Here is a 24,647-nt window from a genome sequence, read left to right on the forward strand (position 1 = left end):
CTTTATGCTTGTACGAAACTACTTTTTGCCGAAATGAACTTCCCGATTGGATGACTTACTATCCCTTGCTCAAAATCAAATACCAGTTGTCCTCTTACAAACGTTTTCGTCACTCGACAGTTAATTTTCCTTCCAACATAAGGGCTTTGTTGATGACGGTAATACAAGTCTTCTGGCTGAATGGTGTATGATTTATTTGGATCAAGGAGAATGATATCAGCGTCATAGGAAACTTTAATGCTTCCTTTATTTCTTAAGTTAAATATTTCTGCAGGTTTTGTCGCAATCATCTTTGAAAATTCACTTACAGAAACCCCACGTTTCTTAACAGCCTCGTCAAACATTAAATCAACATTATTTTGGCAGCCACTAATCCCTCCCCACACATCAAACATATTATTGCTGTTGCTCTGCTTCATTTCTGGAGGACATGGGGAATGGTCTGAGGCCAGGATATCAATTTTCCCCTCCTTAAGAGCTTCCCATAATTTATCTTGTTCTGTTTTAGTACGAAGCGGTGGGGCGCATTTCGCAACAGGTCCTACCCTTTCAAAGGTTTCAATATCTAACGTGAAATAGTGAGGACACGATTCTATCGTAACCTCTTGGCCTAGTTTACGTGCTTTAAGGATTTCTTCAACAGCCTCTTCACTGCTTATATGAACAAAATGTAATTTACATCCAGTCTCTTTACCTAATAACAAAGCACGTTTTACAGCATCAACCTCAGTAAATATGGGGCGGGACTCAGCATAATCTTTTGCTGTTGTCTTCCCTTGTTTTTTCTTTTCAATTGCCAGTTTATCAGTAAGCTCTGCATTCTCAGCATGTATAGATAAAATATGCCCCAATTCCGATAGTTTTTTCATACCTTGATATAGAGTAAAATCATCAACATTTTTAAAATCTCCAATTTCCTCACTACCACATGTTGCCATAAAACATTTGAAGGCCACAACACCTTCGTTAGAAAGGTCTTCTAAATCTTCGAGATTATCAGGAACTAATCCACCATACAAAGCATAATCAACGTACGCCTTATTTTCAGCAGATTTTAATTTTAAATGCAGTGAACTCTTTGTAGTCGTTGCCGGCAAAGCGTTTAATGGCATATCAACAAATGATGTTGTTCCTCCTGCAGCTAGTGCTTGAGTTCCTGTTACAAACCCTTCCCACTCCGTTCTGCCTGGCTCGCAAATATGGACATGGGCATCTATCATCCCAGGCATGACATATTGATGAGAGGCATCTATAATTTCAGCAGATTCCCCGACTATTTCTTTTGAAATTTCTGCAATTTCACCATTAAGTATACCGATATCCAGTTGTTCTACTGTATTTTCAATTACTACATTTCCGTTCTTTATAACTAAATCAAACTTCATTCTCCCAACCCCTTTTTTGAAATTTTCTGTATATTGGCATTACTCAACTGCCTTGTTTATTTCATCCTCAGATTGCATCAATCCATTATAAATAGATCGAGAGAATAACCCCAGGAAACATAGAAATACAGGTTTACTTTTCAAAAATAGTACCCTTTTTGAATTTTGAATTTTTAAATGCAAATTTCATCAAAAGCAAATATGCAATACCTGCCACAACAACGCCGATAATCCATGCCAGCTCCACTTTCACACACGCTGCACCGGCGCCGATAAGCAATGCAAGAACCGCTGCTGGATTATACCCGGCAAATGGACCGTCTTCCTTATACAAGTCTGCAACATTTACCTTTTGCTTTCTTAATATATAATATTCCACTAATAATATAGAAACAATCGGTCCTAGAAATGCGGAATATATAAGAATGAAGATTCCAAGACCCTTTGCCGAAGAATCCTGCACAAGAACCCAAGGGAATGAGCAAAATGCAAGCAGTCCGGTTATGGTAACTGCAGGTTTATATTTCATTTTTGTAAGCAATGTAATAACATAGGTTGGCGGAATAATATTGGCAACCATGTTTACTGCAACCGCACCCAAAACAATAAATGCGGATACAAAGAGTGTAATGTAAGAGTTATCCACCACGACTGCAAACGCTTTCACAGGATTATTGATGCCGGTTGCGGAAGCAAGCATTCCACCGATTGTAAGTGTCAAGCCGTACGCCATTAAAATAGGAAGAAAGTACAAAAACCCGCGTTTTGTGTCGCTAATACCAGACTTTAGCTCTCTTGAATAGTCCGCTGCACTTAAAAAGATAGCCGCATAATTTCCCATAAACATCATGATCAATGCAAAGAAAGGCAAGCCCCATGATCCTTCTGCATGAACCCATGTTTCTGCAATAACATCGCTATAGGAAGTTAGTAGAACGCCAAATACATAGAGAAGCGCTAGTACAATAACAATAGACGCAAGCGTTTCCACCCATTTAATGGCATGGAATCCATACAGCGAAAGCCCAATTTGCACCAACTGTAGCACTACAAAGCAAATGGCAACATTATCAAAGGCGCCGCCCGTAATAATCTTCGCAATTTCATTTAAGGCAGTACCGCCAATCCAACTTTGAAAACCGTACCAAACGATGGCGGGAATACCGCGCATCAGTGATGATATTACGGAACCTTTAAGCCCAAAGGACATTCTAAGCTGTACAACATATGGTATTCCCGTTCTGTATCCGAGCCTGTCATTTAAAGCAAAAACAGTTGAAATGATACCAATTGCCATGATAGCTGCGGCAAATGTCTGAAAGATATTTAACGTAGCGATTCCCGCTACAATCATACTGGCTCCAAGCGTCATATTACCTAGATTAACACCGTCACCAACCCACATGAAAATATAGTCTAACGGACTTACCGTCCTACCCTCCTCGGTTTTTGGATTAAGTGATTCATCCACACCCGTATCATGTTGGATCTGCGTTTCTTGTGGAACGTAATTTTCTAAATTTGTAGACATGATACATCCAACCCCTTTTTTATGGTTTGCCGCATTTTAAAGCATTGGTTAACAGGTTAGGTCTTAGATGTTTGCCGAGGCTATAATATGATACAATCTTTCTTCTAAGTGTTCTTTTCTGTTCTTCATTCAAAGGAAATAAAATGCGAATTTGTTTTGTTAAAAGTACTATTTCCCATCGATCCTCCACCATCTTAATGTGTTTGAATCGAGGTATTGTCGCGCATTAAGCAACAACGTTCCTTAAAAATCACAAAAAAAACAGCATGACAACTACATTTAATTTGGAAAATGATTTCGATGGATTGTATCACCTCCTTAAAACCCCCATCAGTAAGCGCTTTCAGTGAATCGTATATCAATTTACATTAAAGAAATATATCTGACCAGGAAGACGAGATTTGTAATTCCTCATTAAAATGAAGATTCGACTCAATTTCCCTAAGATGAATGAGAGATAAGCGTTCTGCAAGGTCACCATCCCTTTGCTTAATAGCATTAAAAATTTGAAAATGATCTTGATAACCACATGTCCCCATTCCCCCTCTTCCATAGATTGCTATAATCACATAAGTTAGGGAAATTAAGTCTTCGAGATATTGATAAAAATACGAATTTCCTGCGATTTCAGCTATTTTCAAATGAAAATCCCCAGATATTTTTAAAGATTCATAAAAATCCCGACTATCATAAATATGTCGTTCTTCTTCAACTAGAGTCTCTAGTTCTTGTAATTGTTCCTCGTTAAAGAGTCTGCATGCTCTTCGCACTGCTTCCCCTTCTAAGATTCTCCTCATTTCAAATACTTCTTTTGCTTCTTCAATTGTTGAACAAGAGACAAAGGTACCTTTATGCTCTTTAATTTTCACCAATTTTTCATATTCCAATCTGCGCAGAACATTACGGACAGGGGTACGGCTAACGCCAAACGATTCAGCAAGATCCTTTTCTATTAATTGCATATTGGGCCGAAGCCTTTGCTGGATAATAGCTTGCTTGATTTTTTTATAGATATCTATTTCTAAACTATTCAAAACTTTATACCTCCTCTCAATGAAGAATTCAAAATTGAATGCAGTATTGTATACAATACAGGATAAAAAAAATTTGAATGGGATCATTATTTGATACTTAATTTTATACAATCTGGTTCATTTAAATTAAGTTGTTTAAAATACTTCATCTATCTGTTTTCAAATATCATTGCCAAAATTCAAAAAGTTTGTCACTTCTTTAGGTTTCTCAATAAGCAACATTGTTTCTATTAATGAGAAAAATATAACATTTAATCCCATAATTAATAAATTCTTCACATTTTTATAATATCACCCCTAATTTAGTTTTCCAACAAAAAAATATAAAATTCAGAATATTTCTGACACCTTATTAAGAAAAATCAAATATTACTATTATCACCCTATTCCTTTAAGGTAATAAAAACTTTTTTGTCTCAATGTTTGCACCTCACTACCCCATTATTAAAACCATATAGAAGAAGAGGCTGACCTTTTGTGAGGCAGCCTTTTTATTTTGAGATTAGGATATAATAAACTGAGAAAACAAGATTTTAATACGTAATGCGTTCTTTAAAACATAGGTGTATATTGCTTATTTATATCACTTTTTAACTTTTATAAATGACTTAATTGCTTTTATAGCTGCTTCATAATTCGGATGTTCCGTAATTTCCGAAACGTATTCAACATACTGTACGACATCTTTTTCATCCACAACGAATACTGCACGGCATTCTAAACGATGTTCCTTTATATATGTGCCATAAGCTGTTCCAAATGACATCTTAAAATGATCTGAAAGGGTTTGGGCTTGTTCTATTCCTGCTGCTCCACACCATCTTTTTTGTGTAAATGGAAGATCTACACTAATTGTTAACACTTCCACGTCATTTCCTAGATTGCTAGCTAATTGGTTAAATTTCCGTGTTTGTGCGTCACATACCCCTGTATCAAGAGAGGGAACACATGAAATAAGTCGGACTTTCCCTTTTGAATCTTCAAGTGTAACTTTTGAGAGATCATTTGCTAATACTTCAAAATTTGGCGCTTTATCACCAACACGAATTTCACTACCAATCAACGTAACTGGCTTACCAGCAAAGGTTACTATACTAGATCTTTCTAAAGACATATTATTTTCCTCCTATTACCTTAGCAATTCTTCTAAAAATAGTTATCTTCGACGATAAATTGTATAGCCATCTAATATGTGGTTATAGGGTTTATCTTATGTGTCTATAATAAGGCGGTACCCGTTCAAAGTTAGTATAATATTACTTCTTAAACATAATAAGAAGCGCTATCGCTACTTATTAAAAAATTTTCAATTTTTTCTTTTACTACGTTCTGAACTGCGTTTTGGACTAAAGTTAATGTTTCAGTTGGCAGTTCCGACCACTCTTTTTCTGTAACATAATTTTCTCGATTAAGAGTTTTTATCATCATCTGTTCTAAATCTGTTGCAATATTCACTTTACTAATTCCACCATTAGGAATTTGAATTGCATTTTTAATCATCTCTGAAGGAGTGCCGGAACCGCCATGTAACACTAAGGGGACCGATGTTAATGTACGAATTTCTATTAAACGTTCAATATCAATTTTTGGATTTTTAACAAGATAAACCCCATGTGAAGTTCCGACAGAAACCGCTAATGCATCAATACATGTCTCTTCAACAAACTGTTTTGCTTCTTTAGGCTCTGTAAATAGCTCTTCATCAACGTCGGTTTCAATAAAGTCGGTAGTCCCTATCTTGCCTAGTTCAGCTTCAACAGTTACGCCTCTTGAATGTGCATACTCAACAACCTTTTTTGTTATCTCAATATTTTTCTTAAATGGTTGCTCTGATGCATCAATCATAACGGATGTAAAACCAACTTCGATGGCTTCAGCAATTACATTGAAATCCTTCGTATGATCTAAATGTAACACAGCAGGGATCGTAATATTCTCCTCTCGGATCACACGATAAAACTCTCGGCTAAATTCCGCTAAATTGATGCCATATCGTTCCTGCTCCCTCTCAGAAGTTTGGACAATGACCGCAGATTTCTTTTCTTGGGCCGCTCTAAGTATAGGAGCTACCATCTTTGTAGCTCTAGGAGTAAACGAACCGACAGCAAATTGATTTTGCGTAGCTACTGCAAGTACCTTTGTTAATGAACTAACATTGTTTGGTTTTAAATTTACTTTCATTCATTCAAACTCCCTTAAAGATGATTTAACTTATTTCGTTCATTCATACTCTTTCCGTTACCCAATAAGCAACGATGTTCCTTTATAATTCTAATTTATTTTCTGAGAATTACAACACTTTCCCCCGTCTTTCTTACCCACTACTCTAAAAAAGGCGTCTGCATTTCTATGTACGAGGATTCGTTATCTGACAGCCGCTTTTATTACCATGTAAAAACATTCGCATCATTTTTACAATATTACTATTCTCAACAAAGATAAATGAACCCATTTAATTACTGATAAATTTGCAATTCATCTTAAGCTTCTACTATTGCTTCTGAATTTAATAAAATTTTCTTTTTCGGTATTATTGCCAATCGTAAGGGCAATGATTGCTGCTACAATTATTGCTGCAATCATTAATATGAAAATTGAATTGTAAGCATTAAACAAAAACCTCCTGAATGATTTCATCTCTATCATGTAAAGTTTTGCCTTTTCTAAACTAGTTACGATGTTACAGTCTAAAACACAGGACATTACCAACGGATAACTTTTATACAAGCGCTTACATTTCTTCCATTCAAAAAATAAATCATTAGATTTACATCGACATAACTTTTATTGGTGTTTTAAGCTAATTCTTTTAAATATTATTTCCCGTCAAATTTTCTATAGTTTGATTTCAATGACGCGCTTTCAATTCATCTTTCTCACTCCCTTGTAGATAGATTTGAAGAATATTAAAACTGAAGATGTTTAATCAACAACTCAAAGTTTCTTAATAAACAACATTGTTTCTTTCTATTACCAAAAATCTGTATAAAAAGAATGATTAGTTATGTCAATATATATAACAATCATTGTACTGATTTTTGATGTTTTAATGTAATAGGCAAGAAGGCATCGTTTAATGTTTCCAACCCCCGTAGACTTTATTTCCTATATGGATTCTTTAGTCCTTCCTTGCGGTTTTTGTTGCCTATTAAGAAACCGAGTTTCACCAAAATTCCAATATCAGCTTATTTATAATACTCTTTCCTGAAATGAATTTTAACATGTGCATGAATCACTTTCAAGAAAATTCTGAATTTTGTATTTTTACCCACTAAAGTTTTTACACAGCTTTTCTCTTTTACTAGTCATGTAATAGTAAGTGATATTTGATTTTATAAGAGCAGAAGAACTTATTAAACACCAGCATTTTCAAGCTACCTATTTTACAAAGAAATCATAACGGCTTTACCCTATACACGTCCTCGAACAAAAGAGGGGTTCTTTCGCAAACATGACCATGAATACGCTGAACATTTTGATTGTTACCTTTGCCTTCTGGCGAGCCATTAAAGTACTTAACAACAAATAAAGAGGGCTATCGCGAGTATAAATCGCCAAAACACATCCGTGCAACAAGCCGAGTTATCCTATTAATAAAAAATAACCTCTTAAAACACATGACAAAACCCCACCTGTTCCCATAGCAACTGGTGGGGTTTCTAACTGGCTTCTACATCTACATCAACCGGGAGGTCCATCTTGTACAATCACGTCCTTTCGTTTAAACGGCTAATTTACTGTATTCATCCAACTGATCTTTAGTTAAATTTTTGATGAAATGGTCGATGTTTATCGACTCGATTTCATACCTTTCACAAATCTTTAAATAACTTTCATAAGCTTTATCATAAATGTTCATCATCTAGGGTCCCTCCTTCTGTTATATAACAATAAATTTAGCTTATTAATAATATATAACAATCGTATTTTCCCGTCAATGTATTTTGCTGAAAATTCGGTAAGAATTTCATTCTCTTAGTATTTCCCATATTGTTCTTTGCTAACCGTCATATAAAGAAAAAGCTTCCTTAGCGACAGCGCCGATCAAAAGCTAATTCACCCGTTATTTCTCTGAAGCAAGAAATAAAATGCCTGGTTACATTAATGACCATTTGAATAGCGTAAAAAACCAACTTTCCATAATAGGAAAATTGGTTTTTCATTTCAGATGAAACCCTGAATAGATTGAAGAAATTTCCGACACTCCTGCCGATAAACTGGCTAGCCGAGACCCCACAGACACTTTTTGGCGAGGAGGCTTGGCAGACGGTCGGCGGAAAGCTAGTGCCTGGCAATAATGATTTCGGCAAACCCGATCATGATAAGGTTTGTCTATTCCTTTTAATGATTAACTAAACAGCGCTTTGTTTGTTCCCTTTTTTGAAGGGGATGGAGTCGGGAGTATTTCTTTTTGTAATATAGGGCTGTATGTATCGACACGACGGTCTCTAAAGAATTGCAGGATTTTTCTAGTTTCTTCTATTTCTTTTAAATCAATTTCTTGCACAATAATTCCTTCTTCATCATCAAGTGAAGCTAAAATATTCCCGAATGTATCGCTAATGAATGTACCTCCATAAAAATTCATGTCCTTTTCCTGGCCCACTCGATTTGTCGCAGCAACAAATACACCATTAGAAATGCCATGAGCGGAAATTGCCTTTTCCCAGGATGATCTTGTTGATATCTCGGGATGATCTGGCTCTGAACCAATAGCAGAAGGATAGAATAATATTTCTGCCCCTTGTAAGCTCAAAATTCGGGCAACTTCTGGATACCACTCGTCCCAACAAATCCCAACTCCTATTTTTCCATAAGCCGTTTCATAGACAGGATATCCAGTATTGCCTGGAACGAAATAATATTTTTCATGATACTGGGGGCCATCCGGAATATGATTTTTTCTTGTAATCCCTAAACATTCCCCATCAGCATCAAATACAGCTGCACTATTAAAATAAATCCCGGCACCTGCTCTTTCGTAAAAAGGTACAATCAAGACAATGGCTAATTCCTTTGCTAATTCACCCATTTCGGCCAATGTACCGCTATCTACATCTTCAGCTAATTCATAATTTTTCACACTCACCGTTTGTGGAAAATATTGCGAAGAAAATAATTCCTGTAAACAAACGATTTGTGCACCATTATTTACTGTTTCTTTTATTTTCTCTATCGTTTTTTGAATATTTTCCTCAATGAATTCCCCGCAATGAATTTGAATAAGACCAACTTTTACTTTTGACATTTTTTCACTACCTTCCTTTTATATTTATTATCTTATACAGTTTGGACGATCTGGTTTTCATATACTATCTTTCCATCCATAATCGTCATCTTCACTTCTGTTTCAAGAATTTCCTCTGTTGATATGCTGAATAAATTTTTATTTAATACTGCGATATCCGCTATCTTCCCTGCTTCCAATGTGCCTAATTCCTTTTCCCTGAAAGAACCGAATGCCGGTGTAGCCGTGTAATATTTCAACGCTTGTGCCAATGGTACTCCTTCCGACTCTTGCCACGCCTTCCCGGTTAAATCTTTTCTCGTGATTGCCTGGTAAATGCCCATCATGGGATTTAAGGGCACTACAGGAAAATCTGTACCAAAGGCAATTTTTGCACCAGTATCCACTAGTGTTTTGATTGGATAATAGAGAGGTTGTTGTTTTTCACTGATTCTGGCTGTGTATGCCTCACTTTCCATTAATTCGATATGTTTAGGTTGAAATGAGGCGATTACATCTAATTCCTTAAAGCGATGAACATCGTCTGGATGCAATACCTCCACATGTTCAATGACATGTCTGGCATCTCTTACTCCATTTACGTTTCTCGCTTCTTCAAATGCATCCAATGCTAAGCGGACAGCACCGTTACCAATCGCATGGAAACGAATTTGAAATTTTTCCTTATCTGCCTGTTTAACTAATTGTTTAATTGTTTCAGACGGATAAGTGGTTCCGCCTTTTGTTTCAGGACGGTCTTTGTAATGATCCAATAAAAAAGCAGTATGACTTGTCACAACACCATCTATAAATTGTTTTAATCCAGAAAAAGTGAGCTTGTCTGACTGATAATTTTTTTGTAATTCCTTGGCGGCAGCTAAATCCATTTTTAACTCCGGCGAAAAGTGAATTCTGGTTGTTAGTAATCCTTCTCTCTCAAATTCCTTAAAAATTTCAAGATCGTCTAATGGATTCGGGGCAATTTTAGCTCCGTATAAGTCATTAACGGATGTAATTCCCAACCTTTTTGTTTCATTAAGAAAACCTTGGAATAGGTTTACACGTTTTTCTTTCGGTAATTTGTATGCATGTTCTGATGCATACCCAATTGCCTGTTCAAATAGAAGGCCTGTCAGTTCCCCATTTTCATCTTTCCCAATTTCTCCATATTCCGGATCTGGGGTATCCTTCGTTAATTGAATCATTTCCATAGCTTTACTATTGATCCATGCGTAATGCACTTCTGCATTAAATAATAAAACAGGACGATCACAAATATATTTATCTAGTGTTGTTCTATGTGGCAGCACTTTGTTCTTCCAATTGGTATGGTCCCAACCAATACCAAATATCCACTCATCATTTGGTCTCGTTGCTGCAAATTCAGCTACGATTTTGGCTGCAACTTCTTCTGAATCTGCATCAAATAATTTGGCACTATCCTTCTGTAAAATGCTTCCCATCATAATGTGCATATGAAAATCATGAAATCCCGGAATAATCAGTCCCTCTTCGATGTCATACACTTTTGTTTGTTCCCCAAGGAATGACATGATATCTTCTTTAGAACCGATTTTAATAATTTTATTATCTTTAATGGCGATAGCTGCTTTTATTGGCTCATCTTGTAACCCAGTAAAAACATGTTGACCAGAAAGAATGACGTCTGCACTTACCATTTTTATCCTCCTTGATGAATATAGCTTTTATGCTTGAATTTCTTTTTCAATCGCACTATCAATAGAAAGCTCTGGCGGCCGCTTACTAAACATTTTCGTATTTGAAAGCAGCATGATGACACCAATTCCGAACCATCCCAGTCCGAGTAAGAGTGCCTTTGAATCAAGACTGGTCCATAACCAAATTGTGAAACTCGTACCAATCAGCGGCAATATTAGGTATTTTAATGTGTCAATTCCGCTTCGCTGTTTTTCTCTAATAAAATAATGGGAAATAACAGAAAGATTGACAAATGTAAATGCAACAAGCGCCCCAAAGTTAATAAAGGATGATGCTGTCACTAAATCAACAAATAAAGCAGATAAAGCAAAAATACCCACCAAGATGATGTTGTGTGTTGGAGTTTGAAATTTTGGGTGAATATGACCAAATATTTTCTTTGGAAGGACTCCATCTCTCCCCATCGCATACAAAAGCCGCGAAACACTTGCATGAGCTGATAAACCAGATGCCAGTCCCCCGGTAATGTATCCTGCTAGAAAAATAGATTGAAATAAATTACCCCCGATGTACATAGCAATTTCCAAGGAAGCGGAATCTGGATCTTTAAAAGCTTGGAAATTCGGGTAAACAAGGTGACTGATGTATGAGATGGTGACAAACAGACCTCCTCCTATTAATGCGACGAGGAAAATGGCCTTTGGTATTATTTTTTTCGGATTAATGGTCTCTTCCGAGAATGTGGTAACTGCATCAAATCCTAAAAAAGATAAACATAAAACAGAAGATCCTGCTAATACTAAAGATAGCGGTATATCGCCATTAACGAATGGAGAACTCATGAATAGTGTTCCTGAACCCATTCCGTTTAGTAGCCCTTTAATCGAGAGGAATGCAAATATGACTATTATTAAGAATTGAAAGGCAACTAATAATAGATTTATTTTTGTTGCTATTTTCACTCCAATTATATTTACAGCAGTGATTAAAATGACAAAGGCAATTAACCAGACGGAAAAAGGAACGGATGGAAAATATGCGTTTAAGTAAATGGCTATCAATAATCCATTGATCATTGGCAAGAATAAATAGTCCAATAGGATGACCCAGCCCACTAAGAATCCAAGGTGAGGATTAAGGGCCTTTTGAGTAAATGTATATGCTGAACCGGCAACAGGGTAGGCCTTGACCATTTGACCATAACTATAGGCTGTAAACAACATACCAACCAAAGCTATGATATAAGCAGCAGGTACCATCCCTTTCGTTATTTCCGCAACAACCCCATAAGTAGAAAAAACTGTTGTAGGTGCCATATAAGCCAATCCAAATAGCACTAAAGGAAAAACTGTTAACGAACGTCTTAATTTTGCATTCTCCATGTATCACTCCACCCTTATTCGTGATTAATTAACTTATATGCAAATACCATACCAAGCGGAGATTGATTATTTAACGGTTTAATTATCGGTATATTCCTAACAATTAAAATATATGGACTATTTAATGGATCACTAGTTTTATGCAATATTGCATCAATTAATTATGATTGCATAATAGTCGTTGGCTACGAAGATGTCTCACCATGTATCTGGTTCATACGGATATGGTTCGAAAAAAGCTACGTGCCGGAATGGCGTCATCGATAAATTGTATCTGGTATGACACGCAAATCCCGCGATTATTTAAGATGCGATTAATGCATATTGCACATTTTCCTTATAGCCCTAAGAAGGACGATTCGAATTATTAGATTTTAATTTCCCGAATTCCCTTTCCAATCTCCGTTGAAGGTATATTAAATGGCACCCTGCGCTCTTTCAAATAGTTATGATGTTGTCTGCTTTCATGAACAAGCGACAAGTCAATGGATGCTGATAATACTTCTTCTTCACGTCCCGCTTCAGCAATTACCCTTCCATATGGATCAACAATAACGCTCTCTCCACAAAACGCAGCTTCCTCTAGCTGTCCAACTCGATTTGCCATAGCGACAAACATTTGATTCTCTTGAGCTCTGGCTTTAATGGCAAGGCGGTGTACCGGACCATCCCAATTCCCATCTGTCAACACCAATAGCTCTGTTCCCATACCGGCAACTGCACGTGCCGTTTCTGGAAATTCTATATCGTAGCAAATGAGCAGTCCGATTTTTGTTCCTTGCCAGCTGCAGCTCCGGTAATAATTTCCGGCTTCAACGGCTGAAGATTCGCCTGCCCATAAATGGGTTTTACGGTAAGAAAGCAATAATCCTGTCGGTCCAACCAAAACAGTTGTGTTATAAAGGTTTTCTTCCTCCTTTTCGTATAAACCAACAACGATTGAGGTATTAGATTTCTTCGCTTGACGTTCTAAATGCTTAACAATTGGTCCATTTAATGGCTCGGCTAATGTACGGCAAACCTTCGGTGAAAGAAATCCCGTTATAAATGTCTCAGGAAACACAATGAGGTCATGAGAATGCCCATATTCATCAATGACATTATCCAAACGGGTGAGATTGTTCTCAACTCTCCCTTCTTCACAACTGAGTTGTGCCAAAGCGATATTGACCTTTTTCATTATAAAAGCCACCCTTTATTCGATGATTAAAAAACTCACCTAGAATAATACAATTATTGTGCCAATATTGAAAAAATAATTAAGATAGTTCCAATCTATAGCTTCTTTCAAGCCTATGTTCACCCTCACTCTTAACATTTGCTGTCATGTATGTTTACGGCAATACCTGTAAAAGATACTCGATGAAGCTCTGCGTTTAATATAGCGACCCAACAATCTTGCTAAAGCTTTCCCTAAAATATTGTTTAAATCCCCTGATGCCTACGACCATAACCCAAAATGGAAATCGGTGAAGCAGTTCCTTAAAAGATTGAGACTGTGTATTTAGTGGCTTATTCGAATCATCTCTTCCTTTCTTTTTTACCCTAGTATTCAAATTTTTATAGGAACTAAAAAAAAATTTGACATTGAACCATTTAATCCACTTGAAATACTAAAAATTCATTGGCAATTGCTCAGTTGTATTTAGTAAAGAGGTATCTGGTTTCACAAACACCCACAATATAGTTGCAATAAACACAGGGATTACTGTTACTCCTAAAGTGATATTCCAACCAAAGTTTTCTGCTAACCATCCACATAATAACGGTGATACAAATGCTCCTAAATTCCCCCATAAGTTCATCCAACCTGAAACTGATCCAGAAAAGTTTCTCCCTAAGTCTGTAGCTGCGGCCCAAGAACACACTACTGTGAATCCGAGTGAGCCCAAGCATAATGATAACCACAAAACATTCATATATGGTGATTCTGTCATAACAGCCAGGTACATTGAAATAATAAATACTAATAAGCCTGATATTGCTAAAGAGGATCTAGATATTTGTTTTGAAAATCCTTTATGCACTAAGTAGTCAGAAAGAATACCACCAGACATTACAGTTATCAGAATTGCCAACCATGGTAGACTTGCAGCAAATCCCATTTTACTTAATGAGAATCCCCTATCTTCCAATAGATAAGTAGGTAACCAAACTAAAAAGAAAGTAATAATATATAAAACAACAAAATACTGCACTCCTAACGCCCAAAATTGAGAGTTTTTCAGAAAATTACTCCAAGGAGCCCTTACTTTAGCAGTTTCAACAATTTCTCTGTTTTCAAGTATATATTCTTTTTCTTGTTCATTAACTAATTTGTGAATTTCAGGATAGTCCCTGGCTATAACGTACCATACAGCTGCAATCATTATTCCTAAAATTCCAAAAATGTAAAATACAGCTTGCCAGCCAAAGTATTGATAGATATAAACCGTAACGATAGGGGCTATAACTGGTCCAAAATATGAACCTGCCAATAAGGCACTAGAAGCTCTAGCTTTTTCATCTTTTCTAAACCAGTTTGTATTAAATACGGCGTTAGATGGAAACATTGGTCCTTCACCTATTCCAAATAAGAATCTCACTACATACAAAAGACCGTGAGATTTCACTAAACCTGTAAGACCTGTAAATACTGACCACCAAATAAGAGAAAATGCAATCATTTTCCTTGGCCCAAATTTTTCCGCCAATAGTCCAGCTGGAATTTGAACTAACGCGTAACCTAATGAGAATAATGATGCAAGCATACCAAACTGAACTTTATCCAATCCTAAATCATCCATCATAGGCTTTGCTATTATAGAAATATTTGACCTATTCATGTAAGCGATTACACCGATGATAAAGAAAAAAAGTGCAAGTCCCCATCTAACCCTTGTTGGTTTCTTTTTCAAAATCTCCCTCCTTAATTGATAATAGAATCATGATATTTAATTTTTTCTGCTTAACTTCGAGATTTCAATTTCATACTCAAAGTTTTCACCAACGATCTCCCAGTAGAAAACAATCCATCACCCACCTATTGGATTTTCTGAATCCTTTTAGTCGATTGTTCTACTTTCAGAGAGAGGAATACTGTTACTTTGACTATTTCGGACAAATAATACTGAAATAAGAGAGGCGATGCAAAGAAATACTAAAAATAATGCTAGCGGAATCCAAGAATTATTGTAAGCGCCGACTAATATAGTCGCAATTATTGGAGCAGTTCCGCCAAATAATGCAGAGCCAGTTTGATAACCGAGTGTTATTCCTGTATAGCCAACATTCGTACTAAACATTTCAGTAAACATTGTCCCAATAGTCGCCGCAATTGGAGGCCATAGAATTCCTAAGCCTACTATTGAAATAACGTATAACCAAGGAGTGGATTGTAAGGAAAACAAATAAAAGTATGGAAAGGCAAAAAGAGTTATCCCGATTGTCCCCATAAGAAAAACACGCTTACGGCCAATTTTATCAGACAACATTCCCATAAATGGCATGCAAATTGCTGTAACAATTGTTGCTGCAGTAACTACATTTAAAGCTGTAGTCCTTGAAAAACCTTGTGTTTCCGTAGCATATGATATAAAAAATGTGGAAAATAAGTAGAATGGGCCCACTTCAACACATTTTGCACCTAAAGAAATCAATACAGCTTTCCAATGATATCGCAGTGTCTCAATGAGTGGAATTTTTACGACGTTTCCTTTTTCTTTCTCTTCTTGGAATGCCGATGTTTCCTCAATACCTCTCCTTATCCAAATACCGATAACCACCAAAATCGCACTTAGTACAAATGGCACTCTCCATCCCCATGATAGAAATTGGGATTCTGGAAGTAAACTCATTAATGAAATGGAGAATGTCCCAAGTAACATCCCAAGAGGGATACCCATTGCGGGAAAGCTTCCAAAAAAGCCACGCCTTTCTTTAGGTGCAGATTCAACCGCTAGGAGTATTGCTCCTCCCCATTCTCCGCCAAGCCCGATACCTTGAACGAGACGAAAGAAAACAAGGAGGATTGGTGCCCAAAGCCCTATCATGCTATATGTTGGAAGGAGTCCAATACACACAGTAGAAACTCCCATTAATAAAAGTGAAAGCACGAGCGTATTCTTCCTGCCAAACTTGTCTCCCAAATGACTAAATACAAGCCCGCCAAGAGGTCGTATAAAAAAAGTAATGCCAAATGATGCATAAGCAAGCAATAAACTTACAAACGGATCATCATTAGGAAAATACAGTTTATTAAATACAAGTGCAGCAACGGTTCCATAAAGAAAGAAATCATAAAATTCAATAGTACTGCCAAGTAAACTCGCAAACAATATCTTTTTTGATTTCTTGTCCAGTTTCTTTTTCCCACTCAATTTAACACACCTCCGAATTAGTTATATTTCTGGATGTGGTTTCTTAGATGTTGAAGAATTATCAAGATGGCCTTCCGATAATTCTTCCACATTTTCTTTAATAGATGGTAAAAGGTGCAACATCATTAATAACGAACTACTCCCCCGATAAAGAGAGTCTGACTCTTACCTCTCGTATTGCTTTCCCATCCGTAATCATCTTGAACATGCAGTTAATGAGCTTTTAATTCAATATGTATTATGTATAATGCATTGTGTATACACAATATATTATTGAAATACAGTCAATAAAGATAAAAATCGTTCTCGTGAAAAAGCTTAAAGACAATCGCCATTTGTTCTCAAGCGTGGACATATTGATATATCAGCCTAAGCAAAGATGTTTATCGGTATATCCAAAATTCCGTGATATCTCGAGTGCTGCACACTTAACCTTTTTAACCAATGGAGGCAACAACTCCTTTTCGTAGTTCACCTCAAGACCTGCAACACTAATGCCCGCTATGATATAACCTTTATAATCAAAAATAGGAGCGGCTACCGCAGATATATAATTTTCAAGTTCCGAGTGACTGACCGTAAATCCCGTTTTTCGAGACTCTTCTAGAAGAATACGAAGTCTCTCTTTAACAGTAATCGTTCCAGATGCAATCGGCTTCAGTTCGGTTTGTTCTAAGTATTGTTCCTGTTCATACTTCACCTGAAAAGCGAGAATAACACGTGAACACGCTCCGGCATATAGCGGCATTCTCCGGCCAATTGCCGCATTAAGCCTTACACACTGTTTTGTATCCAGTTTTTCGATGCAGATTGCCTCATTGCCATCTTGTACGATGAGATTAACAGCTTCCCCGACCTCATCATGAAGTTTATGCATGACCGGCAAAGCGACCTTCCGAATATCGAGGCGTTCGGCTACTAAATGGCCAAACCGAAGAAATAACAGCCCAAGTGAATACTTTCCATTTCTATCTTTATCGAGAAGACCCATCTCTTCAAGTGACATTACCATTCGAAAAACAGATGTTTTAGGTATCCCTGAAAAATGCACGATTTCATTAAAACTTAGCTTTGAATGCGTTAAGAAAAGAGTAAGGATATCCATTGATCTGACGACTGTCTTATTTTTGCTTTGCATGAGTTTCCCCTCCTTAACCACAACAAAAGCGCTTTTTAGAAAGCTCACACAATTTTAACCATCAAACTTAAACAATAATCCTGCCATAAGTTTAGCTGAGTATTTTACCGTATTTCCCTTCATAGAAGGCTAGTGGTGCCCCTTCGCTAATGACGAGTTCAGTTACTTCTCCAATAAAGAGTGTATGGTCCCCAGCTATTTGTTTACTATGGACCTTACATACGATGTTTGCTAAAGCATTTTTTATTACTGGAAGTTCATTTATCCAGCCAAATTCAATCTGGCGATTATCTTTAATCTGCCCCGCAAAATGCATGGATAACTCTTTTTGGGCATCTGACAATATATTTACAGCAAATTTTCCAGATTCATTAATTTTATCTAGCATTCTGGCATTTTCGCCTATGGATATTAAGACCAACCTTGGGTTAAGGGAAACTGACATAAATGCATTCGCCGTCATACCGTGTGCTTCATCTTCTAAAAGTGTCGTGATCACTGTTACTCCTGTAGCAAATTTCCCCATCGCATTTCTAAAATTTCTATCATCCATCATTTTATAACCTCCTTAAAATTTGTACTGCACTGAGACTTTGACTCAAAAGGTATCTGTTTTAAAAATTTAACCGTCACTTCTTCCACAACACCTCCCTTCAGCATTTCTATAACTTGACCGCTTATTTCATCATTTTTCCTGCTGGACCCATTTCTTATAAATAACCCATGACAAGTTTTGTTCCAGGTTTTGATTTCTACACGATATACACCTGGTGCTGGCAGGATATACTTATTTTCGGTATGGAACTCCATATTTTTCTTTTTCTCGTGTTTATGTCTATTTGAACTATAAACGATCCCTTTAATTTCAAAATGATGTCCCATATAGTAAGGAACAAGGTGGACATCTCCGTCCCTTACTATTTTCCTGATTATGGTTGAACTTATTTTTTCGCCATTATGTACTTGTTTTGAAATGACGGTTACATCAAAAGGGTTGTTTTTGCTCATTTTTTGCAAATAATCAGCAGTCCCCTGAGCTTTATTACCAAAGGTAAAGTCAAATCCCACAACTAAGTGTTTAGCTTGAAGACCTAAAACATATTGTTTAATAAAATCAGATGGCAAAAGGGAAGCAAATGATAAATTAAACTTTATGACAAAAAGTTTATCCACTCCAATGGCAGCCATTCTTTCAATCTTTAAAGCCAGGGGAGTTATATATCTCCAGTCTTTCTCCAATTTGATTACTTCATTTGGATGTGGATCGAAGGTCATCGCCGAGAATTTAAGATTGTTCTTTTCAGCTATTTTCTTGGTTTGCATTAACAGAGATTGATGACCTAAATGAACACCGTCAAAAAAACCTAATGCCATTACGTGAGGCTCCCTTGGATATAGGGATCCCTTTAGTGGATGTGTTAAATGGTAAACTTCCAACTTGCTTCACCTTCTCCGTCATCAAGATAATGACTTTTAAAATGTTTAGTGTAATGCCAAAAACCTGTATCCATTTGGTACTAAGGAGCATGTTTCGTGCCCAGTCGATAATCAACCATTAATGAGGTACATTTTAAGTCAACTTGAACTATGAATATGCACTGCACTCCATTTCTTAAAGATTCCAGGTACAACTGGTAAGCACTTATTTCGGGCAAGGAAAACAAATTCTTATCCTTCAACTCATCTAGACAATTACATCCCTTAACCTTTTCCGTGTAATGAACTCTGTATACACAATTAATTACACAGAAAATTCAGATACTCACTTCCTGAAATCATCCAATCCCATCAATTTGAGCATTCAGCACTTAGTCCCTGTGGAAGAATATATCAGAGATAAAAGGCTCCTCGTTGTTTGATGTCACGAGAAGCCATTTGATGGATTGCCATATTCCTATAGGAAAGCAGGATCTTATTTTTTCAAACATGCCTGTTTATTGTTCCTTGGAGTAGTAACGGACCTCGAAAATCTTACAGCCATCTGGTGATTTCCACGGTCCATGCTCCATCCCAGGAGGACGGCAAGCTACCATTCCTGCTGTAAATTCCTCATTTAGACGTAAATCGATTAAAGATCCTTCGATAATATATAATTCTTCCCAAAAATCATGGACTTGCACGCCATTAGGAGAGGTATCTGTCCCGGGACCGTTATGAAGAATTCTTGTAGCAACTCCTGTAGTAGGGTCAGAAGCAATGATTCTTTCAGAAAGGCTCTTAACCTTACTAAAAGGCTGCGCTTCAAAAGTGGTATGATCGACAAATTCATGTTCTTCTTTTTTCTGATCTGCATAATAGCGAACTTCAAAAATCCTGCAACCATTAGGTGATTTCCATGGTCCATGCTCCATCCCAGGAGGACGGCAAGCAACCATTCCTGCTGTAAATTCCTCATTTAGACGTAAATCAATTAAGGATCCTTCAATAATATATAATTCTTCCCAAAAATCATGCACTTGCACGCCATCTGGGGATGTATCAGTACCTGCCTCCAGTTCAAGAATGCGAGTTGCTACATTAGTATCCGGAATCTGCGCAATAATTCGTTGGGATGCACCTTCAACAGTTTTTGAAGGAACAGCCTCAAAGGTTTTATACTCAATAAATTCAATTTCTGGTTTTCTATCAATTTTAATTTTTGGTTTTCTATCAATTTTAATTTTTGGTTTTTCCATGTCAAACTACCTCCGCATCCGTTAAAATATGAACCTGATAATTCAATTGAATTTTGTTATCTGTTAAACGATCATATAATTCTGCTGAAAATGCTTCCCCATAAATAAATTCACCATTTTTAATCGGTAATGTTCCGCAAAACACAATCATATCCTCACTATCATAGCCGCGTTCCTCGATAATTTTGAGCAATTCTTCTGGATGCAGGAATTCTCCTAGTTTGCCTGTTTGGTACTCTTTTTTCACCCCGTCAACAATCATCCAGCTTCTCATTTCAATGTCATCCCATCGATCTTTTACGTCATCCAAGGACCAAAATTGTGTTGAAATAGGCTTGCTGCATACTTGTTTGGATTTCTGAATAGACACTTTTTCAAGCCCGCGGTCCGTGTGGTCACTGCCTAGTCCTAAATACCATTTCCCTTCAATTTTCATGATGACAACTTCCGCTTCCCCACTGCTGCTTTCTTGAATAACTGAAATTGACTTATTTGTCGTAATAAGATTTGTTGAAAGATCATAAATCATCGGGACTTGTGGAGGCGCTGGAACACCGATCTCCTTCAATTCATCAATATGTTTTTTTACAGATTCCTGGTCTTTTCCCGTATAGCCGGCAATAAGCAATCGTTTTGGGTCTGCGACAATATTTCTTCCACGAACATTAATGTTTATCAACTGAATTCCTCCTGTCTATCTAAGACTCGATGCTTCAAATTAGGGAATACATCGCGAATTTTAGTAACCTGAGATGGATCAATCTCAGTTTTAATAATCGTTTCTTCATCTCCTCCAGCAGCCACAACAATCCCCCATGGATCAACCACTTGACTATGGCCAGCTAAAAGGACGTCATTAGTATTTCCAACACAATTACTCGAAATCAAGAAACACTGGTTTTCCAATGCTCGAACTGAATTGAATAATTTCCAATGCTCAAGCCTTCTATGCGGCCAAGCAGATGTAACAAGAAGTAACTCTGCTCCTAAATCCACTTCTGCACGGTACAATTCAGGGAATCGCAAATCATAACAAGTTGATAAGCCAACTTTCCCGAATTCTGTATCTACTACAGTTGTTTCATTTCCTCTCGTCAATATTTGACCTTCTTTTGAACCATAACGAAATAAATGCATTTTTCGGTAGGTTCCTATAAGTGTCCCATCAGGAGCAAATAGAACACTTGTGTTATAGTATTTTCCATTATTTTTTTCTATAAAACTACCTGCAAAAATATATGAATGAACTTCTTTGGCCTTTGAGGAGAAACGTTGTACAAAATCCCCATTCAATTCTTCCGATTCGTCAATATAACGATCAAAAGAAAAGTACCCCGTTGCCCACGTTTCTGGCAAAACTATTAAATCTTGTCCTTTTAATCCATCAATCATTGACTCCACACGATCTATTCGAGCAGATTTAGATTCACTATCTTTAATCTCCAATTGTATTGAAGCAATTTTCATTTCTGCAACATCCTTTTCTTTATATTTCTTATATGAGTTCTTTCACCTGAGTGGGAAGAGAATAGCTTTCTAAAAATTTATCCACCATTTGAACCGGCTCATCATATCCGTAATTTCTAAATGAAAAGCCTTTCGTGACGAAAGGTGCACCATTATAGAACAATTCATACTGTTGATGTCTACCACCGAATTCTGAACCAATGATATCCCATACTAACTTAAATAGTTTAATTTTCTCCTCAGCCCCAACTCCCGTAGAACGTATATATTGATACATATCATCTTTCGTTTCAGGATTGATGAGCTCTTTATACGAGGATGGTAATTGTAAAACACCTCCACCGCATAACTCCCTTAAAATTTTAATAGTGGAAGAATAAATAGTTTCCTGTTGCCCCACTACACCATAAAGAAAACGTGGATTCGGTCGGGCCACACCATTTTTGTCGATGATACAATTATATTCCGAAGCTAAAAGATTACCTTCTACAGAAGCCGCAATCGAAGCGAGTTCCCCTAACTTCTCTTGGACTGAAGGGATTTTATCGATTCCATTCATAGCAGAAACTTTTCGGGCAGCACCAATCAAAAATTTCAATTTATTGCTAAATCTTATTTGTGCTTGATTATTGCCTAATACGTGAGCTGGTGTTTCATGGAACTGGGCTCTCACGATGTCAATGTTCTTGTAAACAAAGATATCTTGCCAAGGAATAAATACATCGTCAAAAACAACTAATGAATCACTTTCATCAAAACGAGAGGACAATGGGTAATCAAATGTGCTTGGTGATCTTTCAGCATAACCAGGCCTTGCATAAAATTTTAATCCTTTTGCATGAATCGGCAGTACAAAAGACAAAGCATAATCTTCATCACCTGGTCTGAGCGGCGTAAGGCAACTTACGAATAAGTAATCTGAGACGGCTGATGCAGTACCGAGCATCTGGGAACCTCGAACAATAATTCCATCCTCCCTTTCTTCGTACACTCCAACCGGGAGAAATTTATCTTCCTGCTCATGAGCTGCTTTACTTCGATCAATTTGTGGCGGAATAATAACGTATGTAACATATAGATCACCATCTCGCACATGTTTATAAAAATTCAAAACATTATTTCTATAACCTTCTCCTCCACGATCGAACACATCAGGTGAACTGGCAAAAGCAGCCAAAAAGCTGGCGACATGATCAGGGCTTCTACCGACAAATCCACAAGTTGCTTCAGACCATTTAGATATCGCCAATCTTCTCTCTTTAAGTTCTTCCCGACTCCTTGGAATCATATAAATTTTATTTGCTATTGTACCGTCCTCAGTTTTGTATGTCATATTCTGAGATTCATCCGATGCTAAATCGTATAAGCCTGCAATGGTATGTGTAATTCCTGTAAAAGCTGGGTGGGTCGTCACATCCTGTACTCGTTCCCCATTTATGTAGATTGCCCTATCATCTTTCAATGTTTGTAAATATTCTTTACCTGTCCTGACCATACCTGATTCCTCCTATATGTTTGAATAAGTACATGTTTTAAAAACAAGAAACAATTTAAAAGCTTAACGGCGAACCTTAATTGTACTTTGTGTTATGTATTATGTATTGTGTATACATTAGAGGTTTCGCCGTTTCCTATCTGTAATTAAAGTAGATAATGACATTACATATCGAATTTCATGTTTATTCCTTAAACCTACGCTTTCACCTATGAACATTAACAACGGGCTGATGGGTAAACGCTTTCATTTCCAATGAACAATACACTGATCTCTCATAAGTTTCAACAATAGGAATTACAATTTATAGCAAAAACTCAGGTAAAGGCATTCGAAAGAATTTCCCCAAGGCTTTTGCTATAAACGTTACAAAAGACTTGGTTTGACCTTGCAGTATATCTTCTATTTCTTAGGGTGAAGTTGATTTTAACCCTTTATTTTTTGTCCCAGAGATGTAGTAAACCACCTTTTAATAGGGGCAATCCCCCCCTTCAAGCATTTGATAGAAAATCAGGAATTATCTACGATAATTAATGTTTCTTTTGTTTTTTCTAAATGGTTTAAAATCGCCTGTGAAGCTAGTTCGGGATTTTTTTCTTCTAAAGCCTGGATAATCTGACTATGCTCCAGCAAAACTTTCTTCATTCTCCCATGTTTACTGACTGCTTTTAAACCCATTAGCTGAGTAAGGTTATGCAGATTGTTCAAAACTTGCTCTATTATGGTGAAGTTTGCCAGTCTTGTCAGCGAGAGATGAAACTCATGGTCTAGCCTTATAAAACTAATTGCATCATCATTTTGCAACGCTTCTTCTTGTTGCTTCAGAATTAATTTAAGTAACCTCAGTTGTTCAGGTGATGTAATTTCTTCTGTTAGCTTTTTCACCGATTCAACTTCAATAGCACTTCTTAATAAAAAGATTTCATCCTGTTCCTCTGGTGTAATCTTTCTTACCGTTAATCCCTTCCTTGGAATGGAAACAAGTAATCCTTCTTTCACCAAATCTTGAATAGCTGCCCTTACCGGCGTTCTTGAAGTATTTAACCTTTCCGCTAATTGAACTTCTGTAAATATTTCATCACCGGTAATACCACCAAATAAAATTGCTTGTTTAATTTGCTTATAAACTTTATCTTGCGTCGTTCTTTCCTTTTCGATTGGTTTTAAATGGATTCCTGCCATGTTAATCCGTCCTTTTTGATGAGTCTTTTCAATTGAATAATTTGAATCTATATGATTGGATAAAATTTCATGTGTGTTATGTATACATAATAC

20 protein-coding genes are annotated in these 24,647 nt (G+C 36.8%); all 20 read right to left on the reverse strand.

What is annotated here, in order from left to right; genetic code table 11:
* Positions 1-2: 2 nt before the first annotated feature.
* Positions 3-1,385 carry an allantoinase AllB gene (gene allB / locus ACIQ0C_RS17315; protein ID WP_403062163.1) on the reverse strand — a complete coding sequence of 461 codons (1,383 nt, stop codon included), beginning with the start codon at positions 1,383-1,385 and terminating at the stop codon, positions 3-5.
* A 133-nt stretch (positions 1,386-1,518) separates the two neighbouring features.
* Positions 1,519-2,916 carry an NCS1 family transporter gene (locus tag ACIQ0C_RS17320; RefSeq protein ID WP_402836808.1) on the reverse strand — a complete coding sequence of 466 codons (1,398 nt, stop codon included), beginning with the start codon at positions 2,914-2,916 and terminating at the stop codon, positions 1,519-1,521.
* A gap of 368 nt (positions 2,917-3,284) precedes the next feature.
* Positions 3,285-3,950: a GntR family transcriptional regulator gene (locus ACIQ0C_RS17325; RefSeq protein WP_403062165.1), complete on the reverse strand. Its 666-nt coding sequence runs from the start codon at positions 3,948-3,950 to the stop codon at positions 3,285-3,287.
* Positions 3,951-4,533: 583 nt separating this feature from the next.
* Positions 4,534-5,064 (reverse strand): thiol peroxidase, encoded by a 531-nt coding sequence (gene tpx / locus ACIQ0C_RS17330; RefSeq protein WP_403062168.1) that lies wholly within the window; start codon positions 5,062-5,064, stop codon positions 4,534-4,536.
* Between the two features lie 149 nt (positions 5,065-5,213).
* Positions 5,214-6,131, reverse strand: a complete 918-nt coding sequence (locus ACIQ0C_RS17335; protein WP_403062171.1) for a class II fructose-bisphosphate aldolase — start codon at positions 6,129-6,131, stop codon at positions 5,214-5,216.
* A gap of 1,540 nt (positions 6,132-7,671) precedes the next feature.
* The gene (locus tag ACIQ0C_RS17340; protein ID WP_153246179.1) at positions 7,672-7,812 is read right to left on the reverse strand and encodes a hypothetical protein; all 141 of its coding nucleotides are present in this window, start codon (positions 7,810-7,812) and stop codon (positions 7,672-7,674) included.
* Positions 7,813-8,298: 486 nt separating this feature from the next.
* A complete protein-coding gene (locus ACIQ0C_RS17345; RefSeq protein WP_403062174.1) occupies positions 8,299-9,198 on the reverse strand; it encodes a carbon-nitrogen hydrolase in 900 nt (299 codons plus the stop codon).
* Positions 9,199-9,230: 32 nt separating this feature from the next.
* The gene (locus ACIQ0C_RS17350; protein ID WP_403062177.1) at positions 9,231-10,856 is read right to left on the reverse strand and encodes an amidohydrolase; all 1,626 of its coding nucleotides are present in this window, start codon (positions 10,854-10,856) and stop codon (positions 9,231-9,233) included.
* A 27-nt stretch (positions 10,857-10,883) separates the two neighbouring features.
* A complete protein-coding gene (locus tag ACIQ0C_RS17355) occupies positions 10,884-12,239 on the reverse strand; it encodes an APC family permease (RefSeq protein ID WP_403062180.1) in 1,356 nt (451 codons plus the stop codon).
* 367 nt (positions 12,240-12,606) lie between these two features.
* Positions 12,607-13,419 (reverse strand): carbon-nitrogen hydrolase family protein, encoded by an 813-nt coding sequence (locus tag ACIQ0C_RS17360; protein WP_403062183.1) that lies wholly within the window; start codon positions 13,417-13,419, stop codon positions 12,607-12,609.
* 433 nt (positions 13,420-13,852) lie between these two features.
* A complete protein-coding gene (locus tag ACIQ0C_RS17365) occupies positions 13,853-15,136 on the reverse strand; it encodes an MFS transporter (protein ID WP_403062186.1) in 1,284 nt (427 codons plus the stop codon).
* 147 nt (positions 15,137-15,283) lie between these two features.
* On the reverse strand, positions 15,284-16,597 hold the full coding sequence (locus ACIQ0C_RS17370) for an MFS transporter (protein WP_403062189.1): 1,314 nt from the start codon (positions 16,595-16,597) through the stop codon (positions 15,284-15,286).
* Positions 16,598-16,961: 364 nt separating this feature from the next.
* Positions 16,962-17,735 carry an IclR family transcriptional regulator gene (locus tag ACIQ0C_RS17375; RefSeq protein ID WP_403062192.1) on the reverse strand — a complete coding sequence of 258 codons (774 nt, stop codon included), beginning with the start codon at positions 17,733-17,735 and terminating at the stop codon, positions 16,962-16,964.
* 91 nt (positions 17,736-17,826) lie between these two features.
* A complete protein-coding gene (locus ACIQ0C_RS17380; RefSeq protein ID WP_403062479.1) occupies positions 17,827-18,288 on the reverse strand; it encodes a flavin reductase family protein in 462 nt (153 codons plus the stop codon).
* Positions 18,288-19,109, reverse strand: a complete 822-nt coding sequence (locus ACIQ0C_RS17385) for a cytidyltransferase (RefSeq protein WP_403062195.1) — start codon at positions 19,107-19,109, stop codon at positions 18,288-18,290. The genes ACIQ0C_RS17380 and ACIQ0C_RS17385 overlap by 1 nt, the downstream gene beginning before the upstream one ends.
* A 560-nt stretch (positions 19,110-19,669) precedes the next feature.
* A complete protein-coding gene (locus ACIQ0C_RS17390; protein WP_403062198.1) occupies positions 19,670-20,410 on the reverse strand; it encodes a cupin domain-containing protein in 741 nt (246 codons plus the stop codon).
* 1 nt (position 20,411) lies between these two features.
* Positions 20,412-21,089, reverse strand: coding sequence for a DUF2848 family protein (locus tag ACIQ0C_RS17395; protein WP_402836836.1), 678 nt, complete (start codon positions 21,087-21,089; stop codon positions 20,412-20,414).
* Entirely contained in the window at positions 21,086-21,877 is a 792-nt protein-coding gene (locus ACIQ0C_RS17400) for a carbon-nitrogen family hydrolase (protein WP_402836838.1), read from the reverse strand. The genes ACIQ0C_RS17395 and ACIQ0C_RS17400 overlap by 4 nt, the downstream gene beginning before the upstream one ends.
* A gap of 28 nt (positions 21,878-21,905) precedes the next feature.
* Positions 21,906-23,372 (reverse strand): 4-hydroxyphenylacetate 3-hydroxylase family protein, encoded by a 1,467-nt coding sequence (locus ACIQ0C_RS17405; protein WP_403062201.1) that lies wholly within the window; start codon positions 23,370-23,372, stop codon positions 21,906-21,908.
* A 510-nt stretch (positions 23,373-23,882) separates the two neighbouring features.
* Entirely contained in the window at positions 23,883-24,554 is a 672-nt protein-coding gene (locus ACIQ0C_RS17410; RefSeq protein WP_403062204.1) for a GntR family transcriptional regulator, read from the reverse strand.
* Positions 24,555-24,647: the final 93 nt, after the last annotated feature.

The organism is Peribacillus sp. NPDC096448 (assembly GCF_044762675.1).
GTDB lineage: Bacteria > Bacillota > Bacilli > Bacillales > DSM-1321 > Peribacillus > Peribacillus frigoritolerans_B.